The organism is Pseudoalteromonas sp. OANN1 (genome assembly GCF_024124685.1).
Taxonomy (GTDB): domain Bacteria; phylum Pseudomonadota; class Gammaproteobacteria; order Enterobacterales; family Alteromonadaceae; genus Pseudoalteromonas; species Pseudoalteromonas piscicida.
This window is the reverse complement of the sequence record NZ_JAMXSE010000025.1, coordinates 39,052-63,395: the sequence shown is the minus strand read 5'-3', so window position 1 is coordinate 63,395 and position 24,344 is coordinate 39,052. Positions and strand designations below refer to the sequence as shown.

Annotated in this window: 20 protein-coding genes; 11 read left to right on the top strand and 9 right to left on the bottom strand. The window is 43.5% G+C overall.

All coding sequences use genetic code 11. The features are described from left to right. Nucleotides 1–15 precede the first annotated feature (15 nt). From NH462_RS18440 to NH462_RS18430, 3 genes are all read right to left on the bottom strand, one after another. Nucleotides 16–1,680, bottom strand: coding sequence for a hypothetical protein (locus tag NH462_RS18440; RefSeq protein ID WP_253107094.1), 1,665 nt, complete (start codon nucleotides 1,678–1,680; stop codon nucleotides 16–18). A 66-nt stretch (nucleotides 1,681–1,746) separates the two neighbouring features. After that, nucleotides 1,747–3,666 carry an alkaline phosphatase PhoX gene (locus tag NH462_RS18435; protein WP_039495438.1) on the bottom strand — a complete coding sequence of 640 codons (1,920 nt, stop codon included), beginning with the start codon at nucleotides 3,664–3,666 and terminating at the stop codon, nucleotides 1,747–1,749. 196 nt (nucleotides 3,667–3,862) lie between these two features. Then, nucleotides 3,863–4,399, bottom strand: coding sequence for a lipocalin family protein (locus tag NH462_RS18430; RefSeq protein ID WP_253107092.1), 537 nt, complete (start codon nucleotides 4,397–4,399; stop codon nucleotides 3,863–3,865). Between the two features lie 174 nt (nucleotides 4,400–4,573). Here NH462_RS18430 and NH462_RS18425 point away from each other — a divergent pair, with 174 nt between their 5' ends. Further along, nucleotides 4,574–5,116 (top strand): hypothetical protein, encoded by a 543-nt coding sequence (locus tag NH462_RS18425; protein ID WP_366034083.1) that lies wholly within the window; start codon nucleotides 4,574–4,576, stop codon nucleotides 5,114–5,116. Between the two features lie 303 nt (nucleotides 5,117–5,419). On the opposite strand, the gene NH462_RS18420 is transcribed toward NH462_RS18425, so the two are convergent. From NH462_RS18420 to NH462_RS18405, 4 genes are all read right to left on the bottom strand, one after another. Further along, entirely contained in the window at nucleotides 5,420–6,085 is a 666-nt protein-coding gene (locus tag NH462_RS18420) for a class I SAM-dependent methyltransferase (RefSeq protein ID WP_253107088.1), read from the bottom strand. A gap of 10 nt (nucleotides 6,086–6,095) precedes the next feature. Continuing rightward, a complete protein-coding gene (locus NH462_RS18415; protein ID WP_253107087.1) occupies nucleotides 6,096–9,755 on the bottom strand; it encodes an AAA family ATPase in 3,660 nt (1,219 codons plus the stop codon). 4 nt (nucleotides 9,756–9,759) lie between these two features. Then, complete coding sequence (gene sbcD / locus NH462_RS18410; protein ID WP_253107086.1) at nucleotides 9,760–10,959, bottom strand: exonuclease subunit SbcD; 1,200 nt, start codon at nucleotides 10,957–10,959, stop codon at nucleotides 9,760–9,762. An 81-nt stretch (nucleotides 10,960–11,040) separates the two neighbouring features. Next, complete coding sequence (locus tag NH462_RS18405) at nucleotides 11,041–11,280, bottom strand: hypothetical protein (protein ID WP_010376069.1); 240 nt, start codon at nucleotides 11,278–11,280, stop codon at nucleotides 11,041–11,043. A 460-nt stretch (nucleotides 11,281–11,740) separates the two neighbouring features. Between NH462_RS18405 and NH462_RS18400 the strand changes: the two genes are divergently transcribed. From NH462_RS18400 to NH462_RS18375, 6 genes are all read left to right on the top strand, one after another. Continuing rightward, nucleotides 11,741–14,164 (top strand): M1 family aminopeptidase, encoded by a 2,424-nt coding sequence (locus NH462_RS18400; RefSeq protein ID WP_253107085.1) that lies wholly within the window; start codon nucleotides 11,741–11,743, stop codon nucleotides 14,162–14,164. Next, nucleotides 14,164–14,652, top strand: coding sequence for a DUF6702 family protein (locus NH462_RS18395; protein ID WP_253107084.1), 489 nt, complete (start codon nucleotides 14,164–14,166; stop codon nucleotides 14,650–14,652). The genes NH462_RS18400 and NH462_RS18395 overlap by 1 nt, the downstream gene beginning before the upstream one ends. A gap of 111 nt (nucleotides 14,653–14,763) precedes the next feature. Further along, nucleotides 14,764–15,651 (top strand): hypothetical protein, encoded by an 888-nt coding sequence (locus NH462_RS18390; protein WP_253107083.1) that lies wholly within the window; start codon nucleotides 14,764–14,766, stop codon nucleotides 15,649–15,651. Between the two features lie 238 nt (nucleotides 15,652–15,889). Continuing rightward, nucleotides 15,890–16,483 carry a 1-acyl-sn-glycerol-3-phosphate acyltransferase gene (locus tag NH462_RS18385; protein ID WP_308375416.1) on the top strand — a complete coding sequence of 198 codons (594 nt, stop codon included), beginning with the start codon at nucleotides 15,890–15,892 and terminating at the stop codon, nucleotides 16,481–16,483. Between the two features lie 334 nt (nucleotides 16,484–16,817). Continuing rightward, nucleotides 16,818–17,519 (top strand): hypothetical protein, encoded by a 702-nt coding sequence (locus NH462_RS18380; RefSeq protein WP_010376083.1) that lies wholly within the window; start codon nucleotides 16,818–16,820, stop codon nucleotides 17,517–17,519. 15 nt (nucleotides 17,520–17,534) lie between these two features. Further along, on the top strand, nucleotides 17,535–18,275 hold the full coding sequence (locus NH462_RS18375) for a reprolysin-like metallopeptidase (RefSeq protein WP_039495419.1): 741 nt from the start codon (nucleotides 17,535–17,537) through the stop codon (nucleotides 18,273–18,275). A 76-nt stretch (nucleotides 18,276–18,351) separates the two neighbouring features. On the opposite strand, the gene NH462_RS18370 is transcribed toward NH462_RS18375, so the two are convergent. Further along, nucleotides 18,352–18,972 carry an arylesterase gene (locus NH462_RS18370; protein ID WP_010376088.1) on the bottom strand — a complete coding sequence of 207 codons (621 nt, stop codon included), beginning with the start codon at nucleotides 18,970–18,972 and terminating at the stop codon, nucleotides 18,352–18,354. On the opposite strand from NH462_RS18370, the gene NH462_RS18365 reads away from it, so the two are divergent. From NH462_RS18365 to NH462_RS18355, 3 genes are all read left to right on the top strand, one after another. Beyond that, nucleotides 18,971–19,684 carry an ABC transporter ATP-binding protein gene (locus tag NH462_RS18365; protein WP_010376092.1) on the top strand — a complete coding sequence of 238 codons (714 nt, stop codon included), beginning with the start codon at nucleotides 18,971–18,973 and terminating at the stop codon, nucleotides 19,682–19,684. The two genes, NH462_RS18370 and NH462_RS18365, sit on opposite strands and share 2 nt — an antisense overlap. Next, nucleotides 19,674–22,175: an FtsX-like permease family protein gene (locus NH462_RS18360; RefSeq protein WP_253107079.1), complete on the top strand. Its 2,502-nt coding sequence runs from the start codon at nucleotides 19,674–19,676 to the stop codon at nucleotides 22,173–22,175. Before NH462_RS18365 ends, NH462_RS18360 begins: the two co-directional genes overlap by 11 nt. Before the next feature lie 159 nt (nucleotides 22,176–22,334). Continuing rightward, nucleotides 22,335–22,952: an HAD family hydrolase gene (locus NH462_RS18355; protein ID WP_253107077.1), complete on the top strand. Its 618-nt coding sequence runs from the start codon at nucleotides 22,335–22,337 to the stop codon at nucleotides 22,950–22,952. Nucleotides 22,953–22,971: 19 nt separating this feature from the next. On the opposite strand, the gene NH462_RS18350 is transcribed toward NH462_RS18355, so the two are convergent. Further along, nucleotides 22,972–23,352, bottom strand: coding sequence for a DUF3224 domain-containing protein (locus tag NH462_RS18350; RefSeq protein ID WP_253107076.1), 381 nt, complete (start codon nucleotides 23,350–23,352; stop codon nucleotides 22,972–22,974). Between the two features lie 144 nt (nucleotides 23,353–23,496). On the opposite strand from NH462_RS18350, the gene NH462_RS18345 reads away from it, so the two are divergent. After that, nucleotides 23,497–24,291, top strand: a complete 795-nt coding sequence (locus NH462_RS18345) for a helix-turn-helix domain-containing protein (RefSeq protein WP_253107074.1) — start codon at nucleotides 23,497–23,499, stop codon at nucleotides 24,289–24,291. Nucleotides 24,292–24,344 lie beyond the last annotated feature (53 nt).

Sequence of the window (24,344 nt, the reverse complement as noted above, 5' to 3'; positions counted from 1 at the left end):
GAGCTCATTGAGCTCCTACCATTTTTTCTCGGCTTTATTCCAATCCAGCTGCATATCCCACACGTATCGGTGCTCTGGCTCTAGAGGCTGTTGAGAATCATCGACTTGTTCAAGCACATTGCGTGCTTTTACTATAGTGGCGTCACGACCGAATAGGTAACTTTGCTCTTTGACAATAGTTAAATAGGCTTTATTTAGTGCCAGCGCACGTGGTTTTGATGGTGTGATCAATTCATAAAGGTTTTTCGCAGACTGCACTTTTTTGCTGTTTACCGTACCATCCTTGTTAAACCAGCGCATTAGCATCTCTTGGTTTTGCCTAAACTCATCCCCACCGCCAACACGCATCATATAGGTCAAGAACTCGCCCTGCTCTTCGCCTTTGTTAGGTACGTCTTGCATCTCTTTTAAATTGATATAACCCCAACCCAGTTTGCCTTCAACTTTACGCGCAAACGAGAAGGTTTGGTCATAGGTTGAGCCAATGGTTTTGTGACAACCATTACAAAAAGCAAGCTCTTGCTCATGTTGCGGACGAAGCGCACCATTTTTGTCTTCAATATAACCGTTAATTGTCCAACCGAAGTTGTTATTGATCCCTTGGTCGCCCAAATAAAGCGTTTGTGGGTAATTTTCGAATGACTTTTCTTTAGCTTCTCTGTAGTAAGCAGCACCGAGTGATTGTTTGGATTTAAAGTTGTGCTTCTTCATGTAGCGCACTTCTTTCATTCTTGGCGCATTAAATACTTGGCCATTATCATCCACTCCAATATACCGAACGGTGTGTAAGAATTCAGTGTCTTGTGGATATAACTGATGAGCAAGCTCGATAGGATTGGCATCACCAAGGTAACGTTCACTGCGCAGCATGCTGGTGATCTGTGTGAGTTTGCCATCACCATTTAAATCTACGCCAACTCGCGATTCAGAAATCACTGGCGTTGATATTTCGTCAAGCCCCTTTACAGCCATTTCAACCAGACTTAAGTTGGCAAGATAGACGTCCTGATTATACGTTTCGCCCTTTTCTCTGAAGGCGTCAGCAAGACGGATCATGACATCCCCCGTCGAGCCATTGGTTGGCCAAAAAGTACTAGGAAAAGGCTTATAATTGAATGCCACCCAGCCACTGCCGTCTTTTGCTATACCAAGCTCATCGAAGGCTTTTTCCGGATATGCCAAGTTGTTAAGCGGGGTGATCTCACCTTTCCAGTCGGGGTTATTTTTTAGTTTTTCGATGAAAGGGCTGTAATTATCTTGGTTAACCCAGTTAGTAATATCTTGATCTGAGATACCTTTGATAAGCTCAGAACGATCTTTAAACAAATTTTTCCAGTGGTTTTTAAATCCAAGATCGGAAAACTCATAGGCGCCTTGTAAATTGGCATCACGCATCATGTTTGGTCGGTTTTTTTCATCATATGATTGATGGCAGGCATAGCAAGGGTTATTCACGCCATCCGTTTTGGTGTAACACTGAGGTGGGATCACTGATTCAGGGTTATAGACTTCATTGTGCTGCATAAATGCGGCCGCAGGAATATCATCACCCTGCTTATAAGGTGTTGTAGTTTGCGCCGACATAAGTGCGGTATTGGTTAGCCCTTGGGTCTGTTCATCATTACAACCAAACAAGGCTACGCTCGTCAATGCCACTAGAGTTAGGCTAACGTATTTCATTTTTATGACTCCAAAATTTTGCTAAAAAAAAGCAGCGCACCATGAAGTGCGCTGCTACTTGCTTAATTATTTTGCTTTAGGGTCATAAAGCCAAAGCGTGTTGTTTTCTTGGAAGCCATCTTCACCAATGATGATGCGACCATCTTCCATTACGATTACGTTATCAGGCTGCGAAAGCTGATTGACGTCACAACGCTCAGCGCCAGTTAGTGACGAGCGGTAAGTTGCACCCATGACAACCGGTTCAATGCGAGTTAAGTTATAGTTGTTATCGATATGAGCACGGTATACACCGCCACAATCTTTAACACGCGCAGAAAGCTGCATGTCACCTTCGCCATCAATCATGGTGTTGTCGATATCCGAGATACCGATATACATATAGGCTTTATCTACCACCTCACCGGCAACAACATCTTGACCAGTTACCGCCTCAAGTACGCGGTTATGGTTGATGCTTAAGCCTTCAAGTTTACGCCATTCAGCCGTAGCGCCTTTTTGGCGTGCAGCCTGACGAGACTCAAGGAAGATAGCACGGTTGTCCATCGCTTTACCTGCCGTTACTTTACCGCCACCGTTTGCAACTGTTGGATAAGTAGCAGCACCTTCTGCCCACGCTTTTACATCAGCAACAGACAGATAGCTTGTTTGACCTTCAACATAGTCAGTCTCATTGATGCCGTCGTATTCGGCCACCCAAGTTTCAATCTGTGCATTACTGCCGCTACCAAGCTCAACCCAGCTAATGTCAAAGCCAGTTACAGCCGGATCGGTAAGGCCTGCATCTTGAGTTAGCTTTGCTGCGTATAGGGTACCTGCACTTAAGTCTTCTGGTTGATCTGCAACAAATTTAAATAATACGCCACCGGTATCATCTTGTGAGGAATAGACAGTACGACGGTCAGGCATTACAACTGAGTTTTCATGCTCATAACGACCGATTGTAAAGTGTTTTACAACATCAGGCGTTTCGGTTGTAGGATTTTTGATTTCTGCAATGTAACCGTAGCGATAAGGGTTAGGGAAATCAGGTGCCATTAACGCTTCCATTGTGTCGTTACCTGTTTCAGCAGGGTTATTCCACTGTGGATCTTGTGTTGAATCAACTTCAGACCAGACAATCCATTCTTCCGAAGTCAGCGGTGTGCCCCAAGGTGATACTGAACCAAAGCAGTTAGCAGCAGTGCCTTTAACACCGTCAAAGTCTACCATCATGGCTTCTTCGATTGACCATTTACCCGTTGTCGCTTTACTCATTTTCAAACGACTGACACCACCTGGGTACGCTTCCCAGTTTGTGAATAGGTAACCTGTGTTTGCATCGACTGGAATATAACCATTGAAATCAGGGTTATCATTTTTAATGATTTCTTCACCAGTTGAGATGCTGTAATGTACACCCAAACCACCTGCTAACCCCTTAGTGCCAAGGTTTGCGAATGTATCACCTGTTTGGCCTAGAATTTGATATTGACCAATTGCAGAAATCACGGTTTGTTGTTCCATGGTCGAAGCAGGAACTGGCGCGCTTGGGATATTTGCAGGTAAATTATTAAAGTTCACACCGGTTAGTACACCAACAGTACCCGTATTGAATGGCTTGCTATTGAACTTATCAGTAGCTGTGTTGGTATCATTTGGGTGCTGTACATTGAAGAACAAGTCACCCCCTTCAGAAAGAAATAGACCTGTTACTTCAGCACCAGCTGGGACGGTTGCGATGCGAACAAGGCCAGGTACGCTGTAACTACCATCACGACCATTTTGGCCGTCTTGTCCATTTTGACCGTCCTGGCCATCAGTACCATTTTGTCCATTTGTGCCGTTTGTACCATTTGAGCCATTAGTACCGTTTGCACCATCTTGGCCAGCAGTGCCCTGCTCACCTTGAGGACCCGCAGGACCTTGTGCTCCGTCGTCACCATCACAGGCTGTAAGTGCCATTGCAACTGCCGCTGCAATAAGAGAATATGCTACACGCTTCATGAGTTACTCCAGTTCCTAAGTATTATTTTTTGTAAAGCGTGCAACAGTGTGAAGTGTTCCTGTTACAGTTGACTGAATGATTTATTAACCATTTCCTACAGGAATAAGACACTTAGACTCAACCTACATACAGCCTCCCTTCTGTTAGTAAGTTAAAATACCCATAAAAGGAACTTTAGTGTAAAGGGGGTTTACACTATTCTTTTTGAATGGGTTTGTGTCTCATATAGATAAGTTCATTGGTGTTAAAACCATATTGTTCTGACATGGTTTTAAACTTGTTCATTACGGTATCGGACACTTTAGGTGCTCTAGAAAGCAACCAAAGGTAATCACGGTTGTAGCTGGTAACAAATGCATATTGGTAATCCTCATCTAACTCGAATACCACATAACTGCCATAAAACGGACCAAAAAATGACACTTTCAGATGCGCTATTTCATCATTTGCAACAAACTTAGCTTTGCCAATCGCTTCTTTCCACTCCCCTTCCTCTGTTACATATCCCTTATTGACGACTTTAATTGAACCGTCAGGATTTTGGCTATACGTCGCCGTGACGTTCTGCATTCCCCTTTCAAATGAGTGATCTAATCGCGCAATTTCATACCAGGTGCCAGTATAACGCTCAACATTAAAGTCTTTAACTGGTTTAATGCCCTCAGGCAGCCCTGTGCATGCTGAAACTACAAGCACCAAAATCACCGTGAAAAATAACTGACGTACTTTCATATAAGTTCTCCATATTCCATCTTAATGTCATACGTAGAAACCAAGCACTAAGATTAACGATAGGTTCGATTTTTACCTAGTAAGAATAAAATTTAAATTGAGACCCTTACCATGCCAATTTCACCTTATTTATTTTAAACTTACGTGCAAATGAATAGTTCGCAGCAAAGTATGATGAATACAGCACAGAGCAAAAAAATACTAACTCATGGTTTGGGTGTAGCAACGGGTAAAGTTGCGTTTTATATTGAACATCCACCAAGCATAGAACCTTATAATAATTTGATGCAAGTCAGTGCGTTAGCCAATAGGGAGATCGAACATATTAATGCGCATTGCGGCAATGGTTGGCGGAAAATCTTCAATGTTTTTGCCAAGTTCTTATTTGCTGCAAGGCTGCCAGATCACGATATTACTAACTATTCAACTTGGCAGTCATATCGTGATAGCGCATTACTTCAAGCTTCAAGTCAAGAAGCCCTGCTCTTCTCAACGCCTGATTTTTCAGCAAAAACATACGATTGGCATATTATTGCAGGACGCATCTACGCGAAATCATTGCTCAGAGATCAGATTTTTACTAACAATCTAATTTGGCTAGATGATGAGTTCGCCGTTGACTATAACTTGCGCCTTATCATTTCGCCATTTTTGGATTATCGCCAACTTAGTAATATAAAAATCAATAAGTTAGTAGAGATAATAAGACAAGGTTAGATATTAGGCGACAACTGAACTGCATACCAATTCGTGAATAGATCAAATTTTTACTAAGTAAAATACTGATCTACCTTCCGTATCACAGTCATTGAGATCAGAGTTTTACTAACTTTTTAGAAGTAAATGACTTGAGGTTTAGATAAAGCGCGGCGACGCTATTAGCGGAGCAGCAATTGGTTTGGTATAGATCATTATTTTACTAACTTAATACAAGCTACATTGAAAAAGTAAGAAAGGAAAAGCCACACCCGAATATGGTCTGGCTTATTTATCCGAACCTCAGGTTATTTAGATAAAAAACTACTGTTTTTCTACCACAAAGCCTGCAAACCCAAGGGCTTTGAAGAAAGGTTTAGCAATGCCAAAACCTGCGGTGTCTAGCAGCTCTGCAAGACGCATCTTATCCAAGGGGTAAAACTCATGCTCTAAATTCACCCTCATGCGCTGCTCGCCAACATCAGTCAGCCCAAGTTGTTTGCAAACGATTAATTGCGCTTCACGTTCAAAGCTTGTCGCAGGTTTTTCTAAGTCGGCAATAAAAAGACGCCCATCCGACTTTAGCTGCTCACTCATTTGCTTAAACAAGCTTGCTTTATCACCGTTATCTTTTACAAAGTGCATCACCAGCAAGCACAGTACCGCATCCGCTTGATAGGCCTGTGGTGAAATCGCGCCATGATGGATCTGCACGCGCTCCTGTAGGCTTAACTTAGTAAAATGCTGATCTGCAATTGCCAACATATCAGCAGATACATCTTGCGCTATAAACCGCCAACTCGGGTTTAGCTGAGCAAGCTCTACAATTTCTTTGCCTGTCCCTGCACCCACAACCAAAATGGTTGCGCTATCTGGGTAAAGTGCTAAAAGTTGTGCCCCAGTAAGTTGGTGAATTAACGCATAACCTGGCACCAGTTTTGTGATCCTCGAGTCGTAGTTTTGGGCTTCTTCGCCCGTAAAAGTCGGCATCCAAATTTCCTTATGTTTGTGGTACTAAATTTAAAGATGAGTAGCCTCCCGGCTGTTTATTCACATGGATACGGGTGGCGATCCGCTCGCTCATCTGAGCAACATGCGAGATCACTCCAACCTTGCGGCCTTGTGATTGCAACGCGTCTAGTGCATCAATCGCGACACCTAGCGTCTCAGGGTCTAACGTACCAAACCCTTCATCAATGAATAATGAATGTATTTGCACTTTATTTGATGAAAGTGCAGCAAGTCCAAGTGCTAAAGATAAAGATACCAAGAAGGACTCTCCTCCAGACAAGGTGTTGACGCTACGTTGTTCGTCAGCCATGTCTTTATCTATCACCGCAATTTCTAAAGACTGCTCAATATTGGTAAGCAGATAACGTCTAGAAAGCGTATGCAATTGCTGGTTAGCATACTGTAATAAGATTTTTAACGTTTGTGTTTGCGCGCAATTACGCAGCTTTTTGCCTGTTGCGTCGCCTAATAGCTTATCTAACAAATGCCATTGCTCGTAGTCTTGTTGCTGCTGAGCGAGATTTGCCGCTTGCAAAGAGAATTGTTGTTTATTCTGAGCATCGACCTCTAATGCACTTTGCACTTGTAGCAACTGATTTTGAGTTTGCTCAAGTGCTTGCGTCATCTCGGTATGACTTTGCTTAACTTGTTCACTATCAACCCCATCAGGGTATTTACTTTCAAGTAGGCTGAGTTCTTCACGCTGATGACTAAGCTGCAGCTTAGTGTTTTGAAAGGCTTGCTGAACTTGCGCACACTTTTCTAAATTCGCTCGAGCTTCATCTAACGAAACCTCAAGTAATGCTAATACTTTTACTTTGTCTAGCTGCCCCTGCTGGTCGAGCAACCATTGTTCAAAGCGTACATCAAGTTGCTGCAACCGCGATGTTTGCTCGGCAATTTGCTTTTCTAGCTGCGTCAGGCTGTGCTGAGCCTTTTCACGCTGCGCTTCGGTTTGGCTCAGCGCCAGCTGGGTTTGTGTGATCTGCTCTCGGCTTTGCAGTTCTTGCTGCTTAAGCTCTGCAATCCAATCATCCAAGCTGGTGTGCTGCTGTGGCAAGTATTCAGCGCGTTCGCGATTGAGGCGTTCAATATTCTGCTGATGTTGTATAAGCGTATGTTCTAATTCTTCAAGCCGCTGCGCCTCATCTTGTTTTTGTTGACTGACAAGATGTAATTGATGCTCTAGCTGAACTTTATTCGCCGTTAATGCATCTTTACGCTCGGTGGTTTTTAGCCAAGTTTGCACCCCTGTTTTAAGTTGCCTAATGGCAGCTTGAGGAGATGAATCAAAGTCTTGCCACCACGACTTATCGGAAATTAACGCTTCAAGTCGATTGCGTAAGGCATCCACTGTCTGTGATAGCTGATCATATTCGGTTCGCAAAAAGGCAATATGATTACCTAAATCATGGTGCTGCTGCTGAAGTGCCTGCCCTTTATGTTTAGCCTGCTCGAGGTGTTGTTGTGCCTGCTGAACCAATTGCCACTGGCGGTCGATATTATTGCGTAACTTGGATAGTTCATTTAGCCGTGACTGAATACTCACGAGTTGCAATTCAGCTTGCTCAGCGCTGCCAACTTTATACTCATCACTCAACGCATCTAGTCGAGCGCGATTCTCATTTATTTGCTTAGTGCAGTGAGCAATTTCCTGAGTGACTGACTGCCATAGCGCATTTTCACGCTCTTTTTCACCGACTTGTTGATTATAACGCTGCAACACCTGTTCCCGAGCTTGCTCAGCAGCTTGATACTGAGACCGAAAATCCGATAGTAACTGCTCCCAATGGGCATCGATGTGCTCTACACCATAAGGATGTTCTTTTGAGCCACATACCATGCATTCTTGCCCTGCTCGCAATTGAGCGCGTAAATCGCTGATCCGCTCACTTGCGCGTAACTGCACTTGCTCCAAATTATCACGAGTTAGGGCTAGGCGCTGTTTAGACAGCTCATCTTGCTGCTTGGTATCTCGGATCAGTATCTCAAGCCTTTCCAAGCCAATATGATGCTGAGTTTGTTGCGATCGTAACTGATGCAGCAAGGCATCCCCTTCTTCAATACTACGATAGGCTTGAACGCATAGAGACCAGTTCTGTAATGCCAAATTTAGGTCTTGTTGAGTCAAAGGTGCGAGTGCTTCTTTTAACGCTGAGAGCGCGCTGGCTTCGGTGTCGTAAACCTTTTGTAGGTGCTGTACCTCAGCCTCATGTTTGCTCAATTGCGTACCTAGCGCTTGCTGTTCATTCGGTAATTTTTGCAACTGGGTTTCATGATCGTTGCGTTGTTGTTGGTACTTTTGCAGATCATCAAATTGAGGCTGAACCACGCTCCATTGCCCGGCAATATTGCTAACTGAGTGCAAGTTCGCTTGCTCATGCTCTAGCTGCTGTAATTCAGTAGCGATTTCGCCTTGTTGCACGTGATACTTCTGTATCGCAGCTTCATGTTGCGCAATAAGATTGGCATGCTTATCGAGATAAGGCTTAGTTTCTCGTTCTTGCGCTTTGTGTAGGCTCAGCTTTTCATCCAATAGACGAATGGTATTAAAGCTTGGTTCTAACTTTACAAAATTGGCTTGCTGCGTAATAAGCTGCTGTTCCAGTTGCTGCTGTTTTGCTTTAAGCGTTGCAATAGCGGATGCAAAATCTTGTTGCTGCAATGCTAGCCGCTCTTGAGATAGCTGCGCAACGCGTTTATCCGCCAGCTCATGCTGCTCACGATTATCACGCATCTCATTGGCTTTTAAGACTTGCTGCGCATATTCCTGCTGTGGCTTTCCCTCTTCTATTTGCTGCTCAAGCGTTTTTAGCGTGTGTTCCACCTCAGCTATTTTTTGCTTTCTTAGCTCGACATCCGCGAGCCATTGCAGCTGAGCTTGCAGCTTTGTGCTTGTCTCTTGTTGTCGATTTCTTGTATCAAGCAATCCCAACTTTTGTGCTTCAAGTTCTGCAAGCTGCTCTGGTGACAAGAGCACAATTTGACCTAGCCTATCTTGCAGGGATTGCAGCTCGATTTTCTTTTGTTTGTGCGCTTCAAAAACCGCTTTACCTATATTGCTGAACTTTTCGGTACCCGTAAGACATTCTAGTAACTGAGCCCGTTCATCTCCCCCAGCCTTCAAAAACGCAGAGAATTCATGCTGAGCAAGCAACACAGCTCGAGTAAACTGTTCAAAGTTAAGCCCGACTAGCTGTTCGATTTTTTGTTCTGTTTCTTTTTTCTTCTCACAGACTAGGGTCATATCAGGTAGGCTAAACAACTCTATAGTGGCGGTTTTTAAATTACCTTTAGGGCTTTTTCTAGCGCGCTCTACCGACCAGGTAGCTTGATAACGTTTACTATCTTGGGCAATAAAAACCACGCTCGCAGAAGCCGCAACACAGCCCCGACGCAATAAGTTTCGCGGGTCATTTAATTTAATGTTATCGCCATTAAAGGCAACTTTCTCTTTGTCGTCCGATTTCAACCGTGCGGTTTTGCCATAAAACGCGAGACAAATCGCATCCAGTAAAGTGCTTTTTCCCGCCCCTGTATCACCAGTAATGGCATAAAGACCGGTGTCTTTGAGTGGTGCCGCAGTAAAGTCGACTTCTGCACTTTCTATAGAGGCAAGGTTGGTGATCAATATTTTTTCAAGTTTCATCGCCCTACTCCTCCATGCTCGCGATCACTTCAGCTAATTTTTCATGCAATGTCGCGGGTGCTTTTTCCTGCTCAGGTTCAATTTCGCGATAGGCGATATCCAACAAGGTATTGGGCGATAACGATTCAACTTTGCCCAAATCTTCAAACAACCACTCACTGGCGGCTGCGCCTTTAGACACCCGCTCAATACCACAAAACTTAATATCCTTCCCTTTTAGCGCTTCATCAATCTCGGCTCGAAAGCGGCTATTGGTTTCAGCTGCAGATAATTTTAAGCGAACATAGGGAGCGCTATCGAACTTGCTAAAATCCTGCGCCGCGATAGCTTCGCATAATTCAGCCAAGCGCTTTGCACCATCTTCAGGGATATATAACACATCTTTAAAACGGGGAACGTAAAGGGGGTTTACATCGACCAGACCTTGCTCGTTAAATTCAGCGAGCAATACCTGATGCTTATAATTGCGTTCGGAAAATGACATTGGCAAAGGTGTGCCGCAGTATCTGATAGCACTTTGCTTAGCGACGGTTTGCGCTTTATGTAAATGACCTAACGCAACATAGTCAAACTGCTCGCCAAACACGCCTGCAGATACCGCATCAAAACCGCCAATGTTGAGGTTACGCTCAGAATCTTCAGAAATCGTTCCCCCCTTGGCGTGCAGATGCCCCATTAGCACAATAGGGCCTTTCACTTCTTCTATCGTACTTAGCGCATGCTGATAAGCTAATTGCACCCCTGCTTGATAGTCAAACTCGTCATCTAGCGGTTTTGGTAAATCAGCACTGCGTAAAAATGGCATTGCCACAACATGCATATGCTGCGCTGCGATGGGTAAATCGATAACAACCTGTTCCGGCGCTTGCTTGTTAAAACGTCCAATAACATGGGTGTTAAATAAGGTTAAGAGTGGTTTTGCGGTTTCAATGCGATTAGCGGAATCGTGGTTGCCAGCAATCAGAATAATGTGCAGCTGAGGGCACAGTTGAGATGCTTTTTGGATAAAGGTATACAGTTGCTTTTCAGCACTGGCGGGCGGTGTTGCGGTATGAAAAATATCACCGCTGATCAACAGTACATCGACTTGCTGTTCAACCAGCGCATCGCATAGCCAGTCTAAAAACAGCTGATGCTCTTCACTGCGGTCATGCTCGTAAAACGATTGCCCTAAGTGCCAGTCAGACGTGTGTAAAACCTTCATTTAGCGTTCCTTTTCCTATAGAAACGCTAATATAGCATCGTCGAGCAATATTCGTCTTGTGAATATTGACGCTTTAACAGCTTAGTGAGTCAACTGCCACCAAGCAAAAATGATTATAGGTAATGCCAGTAAAAAGAATTTAGCAGGTAACTTGAAAACACGACTATGCTTATCTTGCACGCGTTTAATCGCCGATTTCTCGTTACAGGCAGCTACTTTATCAACATAAAAATAGCCGTCATCTAAATAATCTTTACAGTTTTGTTCGTCTGCAGGAATTGCAACAAACTTCTCTTGTTTTTTTAGTATGTAGAAATCCATACTGCCCACCACATTCGATTCGCTAAACGGGTATTTAGTACAGAGCAAAACTAACGCCAGTTTTACCCAGAGATTGTAAAGTGCGCGATTTTAAAGACAAACTTGGGTCAATATCAACAACTAATTTTGTTTTCTTTATTTATTTATAAAATGTAGACAATAACCCAGCAAAATACCTTTTTGGCATACAAATTAATTTTTTAGACCACTGTATTTTTTCTATCAAAAACAATAGATTAAAAAACACTCAAAACAGTCTAATTTCAGTCGAGTCCAAATCTTGTTACTTTATCTCAAAACTTTGATTTATGTGTTTTTATTTGTCAGTTTATTGACACGTAGAAGGTTTTATTTGTCTTCCTTTGTCACCATGCAAATCCCCTCTACTCACTCAGAGCAAAAAACTGAAATAAAAATGTTTATCGGTCAATGCCTTGGCATGATAAAACGGGAAATAACAATGAAAAAATCAACACCAGCTATGCCTTTATTGGTTGCACTCGCGCTATCCGGTGTCGCACACGCCAGCGCCATTTCACAAACCAAAGGGCATTTTGAAGATAAGTTTCGCCAATTAGATGAAGCCTTACCTACCCCAAATATCTACCGTAGTGCAGCCGGTGAGCCCGGAGAGCGTTATTGGCAACAAAAGGTGGATTATGATATTGATGTAAATTTGGACGAGAAAGCCAAAAGATTAACCGCTACGCAGACCATAAATTACAAAAATAACTCTCCTCACACCCTCAAATATTTATGGCTACAATTAGACCAAAATATCTTCAAAAACGATTCAATCGCTGAACGCACTGCAACTTTTGGGAACGAATTACAGAGTAATCCGGTTGCAAAACATGCAAAAATTTCACTAAATCAACTCAGACGTCAGCAGTTTATGGATGACACAGAACTTGGTTTTGTCATTAATAATGTCAAGGACGGTCGCGGTAAACAGCTCAAGATCACGATTGTTGATACCATGATGCGTGTTGACCTAAACGAACCGCTCAAATCAGGTAAAGATCTGCAATTTAGCATGGACTTCGCCTTTAATATTGTTGAAGAAGATGCGGTTGGCGCACGTTCGGGTTATGAGCACTTTGAAAAAGATGGTAATGACATCTTTTTGCTCGCGCAATGGTTCCCTCGTCTAACGGCGTATACAGATTATGAAGCTTGGACCAACAAGGCGTTTCTTGGCAGTGGTGAATTCACGCTCGAATTTGGTGACTACGACGTTGAAATCACGGTGCCAGCCGATCATATCGTTTCTGCAACCGGTGAGTTAGATAACCCAAAGCAAGTTCTGAGCAAAACCCAGCGTGACAGACTAGCGCAAGCAAAAACAGCAAAACGCCCGGTATTCATCGTTACTGAAGAAGAAGCGCTAGAAAACGAAAAAGCCGGCACAGATGACACTAAAACGTGGCGCTTTAAGGCCAAAAATGTGCGCGATTTTGCTTGGGCTTCATCACGTAAATTTATGTGGGATGCTAAAGGCTATCAGCAAGGTGGTGACGAGCAGCCTCTCGTGATGGCCATGTCATTTTTCCCCAAAGAGGGGGGGGACTTGTGGAAAAAATACTCCACCGAAGCCGTTATTCATACCATGGAAGTCTATTCACGCTTCTCGTTTGATTACCCCTATCCAACCGCGCAGTCGGTAAATGGTCCTGTCGGTGGGATGGAGTATCCGATGATCACTTTCAATGGTCCTCGTACGAAATTGCAAGATGATGGCTCTCGCACCTATTCACTGGCCGAGAAACGTTTTTTAATCGGCGTTGTCATTCACGAAGTAGGGCATATCTACTTCCCGATGATAGTCAACTCAGACGAGCGCCAGTGGACATGGATGGATGAGGGCCTCAACAGCTTTTTAGATGGCGTTGCTGGCCGCGAATGGGATCCCACCATTCCTTGGGGCGTTGAGCCAAGAGATGTTGCTGCCTACATGAAATCTGAAGATCAGTCTCCCATCATGACACAATCAGACAGCGTATTGCACTTAGGTCCAAATGCCTACACTAAGCCAGCAGCGGCTCTTAACATTCTGCGCGAGGTGATTTTAGGTCGTGAGCTATTCGATTTTGCATTTAAAGAATATGCCCTACGCTGGAAATATAAACGCCCAACGCCTGCCGACTTCTTTAGAACGATGGAGGAAGCTTCTGGGGTCGATTTAGATTGGTTCTGGCGCGGCTGGTTTTACAGCACAGATCATGTCGATATCTCATTGGATAAAATCTATCAATTGCGGTTAGACACCAAAAACCCAGACATCGACTTTGGCCGTCTACGTGAGTTTGAAAAGAACAAACCAATGTCGTTATTCGTCAAACGCAATCAAGAACAAGGGCGCGCACTTTGGATTGATAAAAACCAAGACATAACAGACTTTTACGATAGTAATGACCAGTTTACGGTAACCAATGAAGAACGAAATGAGTATCGTGAGTTTTTATCTGAGCTTAAACCTTGGGAAAAACGTACCCTTGAGCGCGCGGTAAAAGAAGACAAAAACTATTATGTGCTTAAGTTTAGTAATGTCGGTGGACTCGTGATGCCAATCTTACTTGAGCTCACGTACCAAGATGGTAGCAAAGAAGAGCGAACTATCCCTGCCGAGATTTGGCGTCGCAATGCCCGTAACGTCAGCAAGCTAATTATTACAGATAAAGATAAGCCGCTTGCATCCGTGACTGTTGATCCGCGATGGGAAACTGCTGACGTTGATATCGAGAATAACCATTACCCAAGGCGCATTATAGAATCCCGCCTAGAACTCTATAAAAAGAAAGAGCGTGAAGGTAAAGTGTATCGCGATATCATGCAAGACGTGAAAGCCGAGCTAAAACCATTCGAAGAGAAAAAGGATAACTAATGAAAACCTGGCGCTTAGCCTGTTTACTGGTGCTGATTTCGCCGCTTTGTCAGGCGCACCAATTAAAAGCAGCGATCACCACTGTTTTATTTAACGAACGCAGTGGCAATATCGAGATCATGCACAGATTTTATCTCCATGATACTGAGCACGCGATAGAGAGCCTACTGAGTCACAATGCCGACATCTTTAACAATGCTGCAGATAGAGCAAGCTTTGCGGATTATGTCAGTAAGCACGTTGAAATCAAAACAGGCGCAGGGAAAGTGCTGCCTTTAAATTTGGTTGGTGCGGAAATCGATGGCCAATTCTTTTGGGTATATCAAGAAACCCCGCTGTTCTCACCAATAACAGAGCTTAAAATGCGTCACAATGTACTCAGAGATGTGTGGTCAGAACAAGTCAATTTAGTAAACTTCGAAGGCAAAGGAAAAGTCAGGTCGCTGCACTTTGATGGCAATGATGATTGGCTAAGCGTCACGTTTTAGGTTATCTAACTCGCTAAAGTAAAAAGGCACTTCGGTGTCTTTTTTACTTTATCAACTCAAGTTCTGCGCTAAAGTTAAAGAATACTTTTTAATGCACGATGAGGAAAAGGAATGATAGCCTCAATAAAGCTGGTGTTGACCTGCATATTACTGACGTCATTTAGCGTCTGTGCAAACGATTTAGTGCGCTATAACATCTCTAAAGAATTTGCAGATCCAAAACAAGACTACTACATCGCGTTATTAAGGCTGGCTCTAAATAAGAGCCGCGATAAATATGGCGCTTACCAACTCAGTGAAAACTCTTTCGATCATACCCCTCAAGGACGCACCTTAGAAATTTTGGAGCAAGGGAAGCTTTTAGATGTTCACTGGAGTATGACATCCATCAAAAGAGAAAAGAGTTTAGCGACGGTATATGTGCCGCTACTAAAAGGAATGATGGGCGCGCGTTTATTTCTTATCCACAAAGATAGCGAAGAAAGACTCTCTCTACTTCACTCTCCCGCCCAATTAATGAGCTTAACACTTGGTAGTGGTATCGATTGGCCTGATACCTCAATCTACGAAAAAAATGGCTTTGTTGTGGTTACTAGCATGGCATCCCTTTTACCTAAAATGCTAGAAGAAAAGCGCTTTGAGCTCTTTCCTCGTGCGCTTCACGAACCATGGACCGAGTTACAAAGTATGAATAGTGCAGTAGTAGAGTCCAAGTTCGCGTTTTGTTATCCCGCCGCCATGTATTTTTTCGTCAATAAAGACAATCGTCGACTCAAGGAGCGCCTTACCTATGGCCTCAACAAAGCAATAGAAGACGGCTCGTTTGATAAACTGTTTTTCAATCACCCAATTACTCGTGAAGCCATTGCAAAAGCTAAATTTGAAGAGAGAAAAGCATTAAAACTGCAAAACCCAAACTTGAGTGGCCACACAAGGGATACCCTGTTTAACCCCAAATATACTTGGCAACCTATCCACCAGTGCATATCACCCAACTAAACCTAGCTCAGAGCGACAAGCTATTGAAACTTGAATTATCGGCTTTGGTTAATTAATCTGGGGCGGGGATACAGCAGTAAGGGATCGACATTAGTTCAATCATGCTTTTGTAGATTTCTCTGCCTATTCAGTAGTTCATTTTACACGATGGTATCGTACACCAGCGCTGGCTACCTAAAGTTGTCAACTAAAATAAATTCACCATCAATAAATAATAAAAACAAAGAAGGCCATTACCTTGATCAATATTCCACCCAATATCCCACGCTCAAACAGCCCTATTGGTCGAAAGCTTGGAAACTTGATGCTTAAGATGATGGGATGGAGGATAGCTGGCACTTTCCCAAGTGAAGACAAATTCGTAGCAGCCGTCGCGCCGCATACATCAAACTGGGATTTCTTTATTGGCATTGCTGTCAAGCTTGCACTTGATGTTGAAATTCGTTTTTTAGGCAAGCACACCATTTTTATCCCACCATTTGGCTGGCTATTACGTAAATGGGGCGGTATTCCGGTTAGGCGAGATACACCTCATGGTATGGTCACGCAGGTTCGCGATATCTTCAATGCCAACGACCAATTAATTTTGGGCCTAGCCCCAGAAGGGACTCGTAAATACACCTCAGAATGGAAAAAAGGTTTTATCTACATAGCACAATCCGCCGAAGTCCCCATTGTGCCTATGGCAATAGACTACCGTAGTAAAACTTTTGTTGTTATGCCGGCGATTAACAATACTACAGAGCTCACTCCCGATCAGTTACTTCACCAAGTCAAACAACAGTTTTCAAAACAAATGGCAAAATACCCTGAACACGCATCAGGACTATGAATAAAAGCGTCAACTAAAGCTGAAAACTTTAAATATACAAATCAACTAGATAGAGACTAACAGATAAATAATGCCACTAATTGAAAAAATAAAGTCAATCTAATCAATTACTTTAAAAAGACACACTTTAGTTACATTAGTTTGACAACCCCACTACTTAACACATTTAACCACACCACATTGTAAAGATTTGTTAATGAGATTTATACATATATATCATGAAGATATTTAATTTTAATGAATCCAGATGAAAACACTTGGTAAATTAAAAGTTGATCACAAACCCGCAAAATGAATAGTATTTCACCACTTATTAACGTATTCGTGGTGGATTATGCGATTGCTCATTGTTGCATTACTTGTTGGTTTTATTGGAATTGCTTTTTGGAAAATGATGCCTGAAGCTCAACTTTCACATGCAAATGTAATTCAAGTTTCGAACAACACAGAAGATGAGTCGAAGGCGACCCTAGAGCTTGATACGCTTGAACAAGGTTCTAAGCAAGTCACCATCACAGCAGCGCCAATACAAAAAAGCAGTGACTTTTATGCGGTGAATAAGGTATCGAATAAAGCAAAAGCCGTGCTGTCAGCCGCAAAGGTGTTACCACAAGACTTAAACAATGAAGCTTATATTGAATTTGATTTACCTACACTCAGAAAATTAGAAGGCGGCGATAACTTTGAATTGCTTATTCCGCAAACACAAGAGTCATTTGTAGCAGAAGTGACCGGCATATCCTTAGCAGAAAACGGCGATAAAAGCGTCTTTGGTAAGGTCACAGGTGCTGATGGTCGTTTCCATACCACCGTTTTGACGGTAGGAAAAGACGCCGTATATGGTCAACTCACCGCGCCAAGCGGCAACTATGTATTCGAATCAAAAGACCAATTTGGCTGGATCGCAGCCAAGCGAGACTTATATCGCTCTCACAAAGAAGAAGAACTGCATCCGCATGATAGTCATGACGAAACAGAACGTAACTCAGTGTCTGTGAAGGAAGATATTTTTCAACCCAAAAGTAACGTTAACTAAAAGAAAGGAAAAACAATGAATACAACAGTAAAGGCAGCATCGCTGGCAACAGCACTCGCTCTATCTGCAAGCGCATCAGCAGTCACCGTTGATATCGGCATTCTTTATACTGATCAGTCAGCGGCTGCTACATCAAACATTAACACTAAAATCAATCAGTTGATTGCGTTTACAAACCAAGTTTACAGCCAAAATGGTATCGATCTGCAACTACGTCTTGCAGGCACGCAAAATTTAGGTAACTACAACATCACACCAACGAGTGCTTGGTTAGATTCTGTGACTAACAGCAGCTATGTAGCTAACCTACGTAATACTTGGCGTGCAGATATGGTTGCAGTACTTGGTACAGGTGAGCGCAATGGTAACTACATCACATGTGGTCTAGCTTGGGTAGGTCAAGGTAGCAATGGCAACCTATATTCAAGCATGAGCAACCGTATGTTCAGCATTACAGGTATCGATTGTGGTGCAACAACATTTGTTCATGAGCTTGGTCACAACCAAGGTCTAGCGCATTCACGCAAACAAGGTGACACCAGCGGTGGTGTATACGTTGACGGTATGGGCCACGGCGTACAAGACAACTTCGCCAGTATCATGGCTTATCCACATGTATTTGGTAATGCAACACAGTACGACTACTTCGCTAACCCGAACTGGTCTCTTGGCGGTGTGCCTTACGGTGTAGTTGGTCAATCATATGCTTGGAAAACGGTAGATGCGACTAAAACGAGCATCGCAAACTTCAAGTAATCGCTTGACGTTCAAGTTTCAAACTAAAACACACCCAAACCCGCGCTCTTAGCGGGTTTTTTCGTGCTTAGTATGCTTACTTTGCCAACCATTGATTGATTTCTTTATACATAAAGTCGCGGATTAGAGGTTGTGCTTCTTTGTTTGGGTGTAAGTTATCGTTTTGCATTAACTCCGGTTTGTCCGCCACTTCTAACATAAAGTAGGGCATTAGATAGCTACCGGTTTGCTCTGTCACTTGTTGGTAGCTCTCAGTAAACATACTGGTATAACGTGGACCTAAGTTAGGAGGTATTTGGATTTCCATTACGGCAACGTTGGCGCCAGCTTGTTGACTAGATTGCACCAGTTGTGTGAGATTTGCCTTTAACCTTTTAACAGGGAAGCCACGTAAACCATCATTACCGCCCAATTCGATTAATACATGAGTAGGCGAAATCGTTTTCAATTGCTGATTTATTTTTGCCACAGCATTACCTGTTGTTTGACCGCTAACGCTAACATTGATAATTTCGATCGGATTTTGTTCTGTTTCGTATTTATTTTGTAACAATTTAACCCAACCATCATCTTGTTTCAGGCCATAAGCGGCGCTTAAGCTATCACCAACTATCATGAGTTTTTGCTTGGCATTTGCGCTTAACGGCGTCATTACAATAACAAGTATGAACAACAACTTTAGGAAATAGTACTTCATGTCAGTGCTTTCTCAGTTAAATATGATCCAAGTAAAAGGCCTTACTAAACAGGTCTCGACCGTCGAAGGTAATCTCACTATCCTTAGTGATATCGATTTCACTGTCAAGTCAGGTGAGTCCGTGGCAATCGTTGGCGCTTCAGGCTCTGGTAAGTCAACCTTACTTAGTTTGCTTGCCGGCTTAGATATCGCATCCAAAGGAGAAGTTCATTTAGATGGCGAATCATTGCAAAAAATGGATGAAGAAGCTCGAGCTCAACTGCGAGCAGAAAAAGTCGGCTTCGTATTTCAGTCATTTATGTTAGTGCAAAGCTTAACCGCGCTTGAAAATGTGATGCTTCCTGCTGAATTAGCTGGGGACAAAGGTGCGAAAAATCAAGCGACAGAGTTATTAGAAAAAGTTGGCTTGTCTCATCGACTAACTCACTATCCCTCACAACTTTCGGGTGGTGAGCAGCAGCGAGTGGCTATAGCCAGAGCCTTTGTTGGCAAACCCAAAATCTTATTCGCCGATGAACCATCAGCCAATCTAGACAGTAAGAACGGCCATCTTATCGAGCGTTTACTGTTTGACCTAAACAAAGAGAATGGCACCACTTTGGTGCTTGTTACCCATGATGAGCAACTCGCTCAACAGTGTGATCGCATCATTCATATTGAAGCTGGAAAACTAGAAGTAATAAAACAAGGAGCGGCTGTCAATGTGGTTTAAGTTAGCACTTACTTTATTCTCTAGGGAATTTAGACGAGGCGAGCTCACCATCATCCTAGCTGCAATTGCGCTTGCAGTATTGACTGTGTTTAGCTTGTCTTCCATTACCGAGCGGATCCGTTTGAATCTAGAACAAAAATCCGCAGATTTTATCGCTGCTGACAGGCGGCTTTCGAGCAACCATGATTTCGACGACCGAGTATTGACCACAGCACGAGAGTTTGGCTTAAATACCGCCAAGCAAGTGTATTTTGACTCGATGTTATTTGCCAACGATGAGTTAATTCTTGGCGCGCTAAAAGCTGTGACAGAAACCTATCCACTTAGAGGTAAACTTACTTTAAGAGATAGCCTTAATGGCGAGAATTACCAAGTTCAAGCCGCCCCAAAAAAGGGCAATGTATGGCTCAGCGAAGGCTTGTTTTATTCCCTTAGTCTTAAAATTGGCGACGTGGTAGAAATAGGGGCAGGGCAGTTTACCGTGAGTAAGGTGCTTATTAGCGAGCCTGATGCCCCTTTCTTCTCGCTGGCGGGGAACAAACGCGTCCTTATTAATTATGATGATATTGCGGTGACGAAAGCCATTCAACCCGGAAGCCGAGTATTTTATCGCCTACTATTTTCGGGCACAGAGCAGCAGCTGGGAGAGTACTACACTTGGCTCAAGCCGCAACTCAAGAGCAACCAATCTTGGCAGGGAATAAAAGACAGGCAATCACCTTTAGGTGAAAACTTAGCTCGTTCGGAGAGCTTTTTACTCCTTGCTGGATTGTTCGGTATCATGCTCGCTGCCGTAGCGATGGCGGTTTCTGCAAAGCGCTATTGTGAGCGCCAGTATGATCCTGTCGCCATGATGAAAACTCTCGGTGGTAGTCGCAAAACCATCCGCCGTATTTATCTTTTACACCTTTCTTTAGTGACCTTTTTTTCCGTTGTAGTCGGTCTTGCTATCGGTTACGGGCTGCAAAGTATTGGGGCCGCTTACCTGATTAACTTTATGGATACAGCCCTGCCTGAAGCAGGCTTCAGGCCTTGGCTGTTGAGTATTGCTGTGGGTGTAGTGTGTGCAATGATGTTTTCATTGAAACCACTATTAGATTTATTTGATATCCCGCCGCTGCGCGTCCTAAGACGTAACCTCGGAGACACCATCGCGATTAGCCGAATTCATATGGCGCTCTCGGCATTAACTATTTTTGGATTAATGTGGCTATTTAGTCGCGATATTAAGATCACCGCGATTTTATTCGGCGCAACCTTGCTACTCATGGCCGTGCTATACGTGATCTCAAGACTGTTATTTTCAGCGGGCAGAAAACTGGGGTTGAGCCCTGGCTCAAGTTGGTCTCTTGCCATTGCCACACTGCAAAAACGTGCTAATGCAAATGCGGTACAGCTTATTAGCTTTGCTCTGGCTATCAAATTAATGTTGTTTTTAGTGGTACTGAAAAATGACATGATCTCAGATTGGCAGATGCAAGTTCCAGAAGACGCACCTAATGCGTTTTTTATCAATATCATGGAACAAGAAATTCAGCCAATGCAAAGCAAACTCGATGAAAGTGGCATCAAACATGAACATTTTTACCCCGTCTTTTTGGGCCGTGTCAATGCGCTAAATGGCGAAGAGTTTGCGCGCAGGGTCTCACTACAAGAAGGTGAAGAAAAAGACGAAGATGCACGAGAAGGGGTAGGGCGAGAGCTCAACCTTACCTGGCTAGATGAATTGCCAGCGGGCAATGAAGTAGTCGATGGCGAATGGTTTGACGACTCTGATGCGCTTCAAGTTTCCGTCGCTCAAGGGCTTGCCGAGCGGGTAGGGATAAAAGTGGGGGACACACTTAGCTTCCTAATCAATAGCCAAACAATTGAAGCCAAAGTAACGAGTTTACGTAGTGTCAATTGGGGCTCGCTGAAACCTAACTTTGTGATGATATTTAACGATAAAATCGCCGGCCAATTCCCAGTGACTTACTTTACTGCCGCCAAGCTTGAAATAGCAGACACTAAGGTTATTAGCCAGTTTTTGAAAGCGTATCCGACAGTTAGCATGATCGACATTCAAAGCCAGCTCAAACAGGCGCAGTCGATGATTTCTCAAGTCTCACTGGCGATTAGCTTTGTACTTAGTATCGTGCTTATCAGCGGTTCTTTGGTGCTCATTTCTCAGGTTCAGGCAAGCCTTGCCGAACGTATGCAAGAAATCGTTATCTTGCGCACTCTCGGTGCCAAAGGTCGTTTGATAAAACTCGCCACGCTTTATGAGTTTTTATTACTTGGCGGATTAGCAGGGCTGGTAGCTGCCGTGGTCAGTGACATTGCACTGTTTGTGATCCAAGTCCAAACATTCGATGTGGATGGCCGCTTGCACCCCTATATTTGGCTATTAGGGCCTGCAACTGGCGCAACGTTCGTCGCTGTAATTGGTTACTTTATGGTGGCGAATACCATGAAACAAAACACACAAGGACTACTACGCAAACTCGCATAAAACTTCGAAAAGCCTAAAAAGTGGCTCACCGTTACCATCAGTGAGCCACTCATCTCGCAAAAGCAAAACTCCATCGTCTTGATCTTTACAAACTTCAATTACGTACCTACCTTTAAGTAGGGCTACGCAGTACATATGCGAAACCAAAGGATATTAAAAATGGATAGGATACCGGTTAAAGGCATCATTTTTGACCTAGATGGCACACTAGTGACATCTGAACTCGATTTCTCACTTATTCGGGCACAAATTGGCTGTCCGATAGGGCAAGACTTACTCAGTTTTATCAGTGGATTGCCTTCACCTTATATGCGTGAAGAGGCCATGAACATCGTCCACCAACATGAATTATGTGACGCACAGCACTGTGAAGTTATTCCTGGGGTTAAGGAGTCTATTGCGCACCTTTCGAGAATGGGTGTCCCGCTTGCCGTTGTTACCAGAAACTTTGCAAAAGCGGCGCGACTGAAGCTTAAAACAGCGGGATTGCCAATCCCATTGATTTTAACGAGGGACGACGCGCCAGCCAAACCAGACCCAGCCGCACTGCTGCAAGTTGCTCAGACCTGGCAAGTGCCACCTTATCAATGCGTTTATGTTGGCGATTACCTCTACGATATAGAGGCGGCACATAACGCCAATATGCCATCATGCTTGTTTGCCCCCAATGACAAACCTCACTACGCAGAGCAAGCAGATGTCGTCATTAGTCACTTTGCTGAGTTAGTTGATGCGCTGTACACGCTAGACATGAGAAGACACCGCTACTTAGCCTAGCGCAATAACATTGAAGCTATCAGTTATGTGTTATTTGGTAGTTTGCCTTTTTTCCCTCAGTCGACTCAAATGACCCTTTGTCACCCACCGCAATCGCGTCAACATCGCTCTGTACCACCGTAAAATTACTATGTGCTTTACCGTGCTTAAAACGACCGTCGTGCATCAATACAACTTTGCCTTGTTGCCCAGAAAAGCACCCGATTACTGCTTCAAAGCCATTAAATTCAACATCTCCTTCTTCGGTATAGTGAAGCTGATAATAAACTTCGCTACAGCCTTCAATTTCGCCGTCATAACTGAGGCTCACCACGGCTTTGGAGAGTTTAGCACCATCATCAAATTGTTTTTCTGTGGTTTCTTGCCAATTGATAATTTCGTACACACCTGTTAGTTGCATCGCATTTCCCTTAATTTTATAGTAGAAGAGTTTCACCTTGCTCTGCCGTTTCATGCAGCTTGTTTTAAATCTAGCACGCAATTTAAAATTGGTATTGTAAAAACGCGACAACAAACAATGAGCTCTATCCATAACAAGGCAGCGATGAAATCTAACCTTAGCCCAATCAACGGTGTACTCCACCAACAACAAAGCGCTCCAAACTACCAGCTTAGACGGTATTTCCCATGCACAGAGTTAAAAGGTCTTGTCGAGCAGTTTTGGTTTGTCGACTGGTGTTTGCCGGATAATAAAACCCATACACAACGAAACTTACCAGATCCCAACTTTCATTTACTACTAAGTACCGATGAAATAAAAATTATTGGTCCTGTAAGCAAAGTATACGATTACACAATGCATGGAAAAGGGCAGATCTTGGGAATTAAATTTAGGGTAGGTGCCCTAGTAGCGCAATTTGATATCACCCCTTTGGCATGTGTCGATAAAACCTTTTCTTTGGAGCATCTTTGCGATGTGCCATCGAGTTCGCTTATTTCTTCATTAACGGCGGCAAGTGATGATGCAGAGCGGGTAAAAGTGCTATCACAATTTTTAATGCCGTTTACACTCCCCTTAAGCACAGGTGCAGCTATGGCTGAAGGTATTCTCAACACTTTGCAAGATCACAGCGATATTTTTACGGTTGAGCAACTGGCCGAACAGTGCAACATGCCAATACGAAAAATACAAAGGCTCTGCCAACACTACATAGGTTTTAGTCCCAAATGGCTAATTCGAAAGTATCGTCTACACCAAGCGCTTGCACTGCTTGAATCTGATGCGACTACAATGGCAGACATTGTGGCTCAGTTGAACTATACCGATCAGTCCCACCTTATAAGAGACTTTAAAGAAATAATAGGTACCACTCCAAACCATTATCTCAAGCGCCTCTAACAGGTACTTCGCCTATATGTGTTGTAATGCCCCTTTACAACACCACAACACAA

Bases quoted from the DNA above. Each gene is read 5' to 3' on its own strand.
- NH462_RS18440 (WP_253107094.1), bottom strand. From the start codon at position 1,680: ATGAAATACGTTAGCCTAACTCTAGTGGCATTGACGAGCGTAGCCTTG.
- NH462_RS18435 (WP_039495438.1), bottom strand. From the start codon at position 3,666: ATGAAGCGTGTAGCATATTCTCTTATTGCAGCGGCAGTTGCAATGGCA.
- NH462_RS18430 (WP_253107092.1), bottom strand. From the start codon at position 4,399: ATGAAAGTACGTCAGTTATTTTTCACGGTGATTTTGGTGCTTGTAGTT.
- NH462_RS18425 (WP_366034083.1), top strand. From the start codon at position 4,574: ATGAATACAGCACAGAGCAAAAAAATACTAACTCATGGTTTGGGTGTA.
- NH462_RS18420 (WP_253107088.1), bottom strand. From the start codon at position 6,085: ATGCCGACTTTTACGGGCGAAGAAGCCCAAAACTACGACTCGAGGATC.
- NH462_RS18415 (WP_253107087.1), bottom strand. From the start codon at position 9,755: ATGAAACTTGAAAAAATATTGATCACCAACCTTGCCTCTATAGAAAGT.
- sbcD (WP_253107086.1), bottom strand. From the start codon at position 10,959: ATGAAGGTTTTACACACGTCTGACTGGCACTTAGGGCAATCGTTTTAC.
- NH462_RS18405 (WP_010376069.1), bottom strand. From the start codon at position 11,280: ATGGATTTCTACATACTAAAAAAACAAGAGAAGTTTGTTGCAATTCCT.
- NH462_RS18400 (WP_253107085.1), top strand. From the start codon at position 11,741: ATGAAAAAATCAACACCAGCTATGCCTTTATTGGTTGCACTCGCGCTA.
- NH462_RS18395 (WP_253107084.1), top strand. From the start codon at position 14,164: ATGAAAACCTGGCGCTTAGCCTGTTTACTGGTGCTGATTTCGCCGCTT.
- NH462_RS18390 (WP_253107083.1), top strand. From the start codon at position 14,764: ATGATAGCCTCAATAAAGCTGGTGTTGACCTGCATATTACTGACGTCA.
- NH462_RS18380 (WP_010376083.1), top strand. From the start codon at position 16,818: ATGCGATTGCTCATTGTTGCATTACTTGTTGGTTTTATTGGAATTGCT.
- NH462_RS18375 (WP_039495419.1), top strand. From the start codon at position 17,535: ATGAATACAACAGTAAAGGCAGCATCGCTGGCAACAGCACTCGCTCTA.
- NH462_RS18365 (WP_010376092.1), top strand. From the start codon at position 18,971: ATGTCAGTGCTTTCTCAGTTAAATATGATCCAAGTAAAAGGCCTTACT.
- NH462_RS18370 (WP_010376088.1), bottom strand. From the start codon at position 18,972: ATGAAGTACTATTTCCTAAAGTTGTTGTTCATACTTGTTATTGTAATG.
- NH462_RS18360 (WP_253107079.1), top strand. From the start codon at position 19,674: ATGTGGTTTAAGTTAGCACTTACTTTATTCTCTAGGGAATTTAGACGA.
- NH462_RS18355 (WP_253107077.1), top strand. From the start codon at position 22,335: ATGGATAGGATACCGGTTAAAGGCATCATTTTTGACCTAGATGGCACA.
- NH462_RS18350 (WP_253107076.1), bottom strand. From the start codon at position 23,352: ATGCAACTAACAGGTGTGTACGAAATTATCAATTGGCAAGAAACCACA.
- NH462_RS18345 (WP_253107074.1), top strand. From the start codon at position 23,497: ATGAAATCTAACCTTAGCCCAATCAACGGTGTACTCCACCAACAACAA.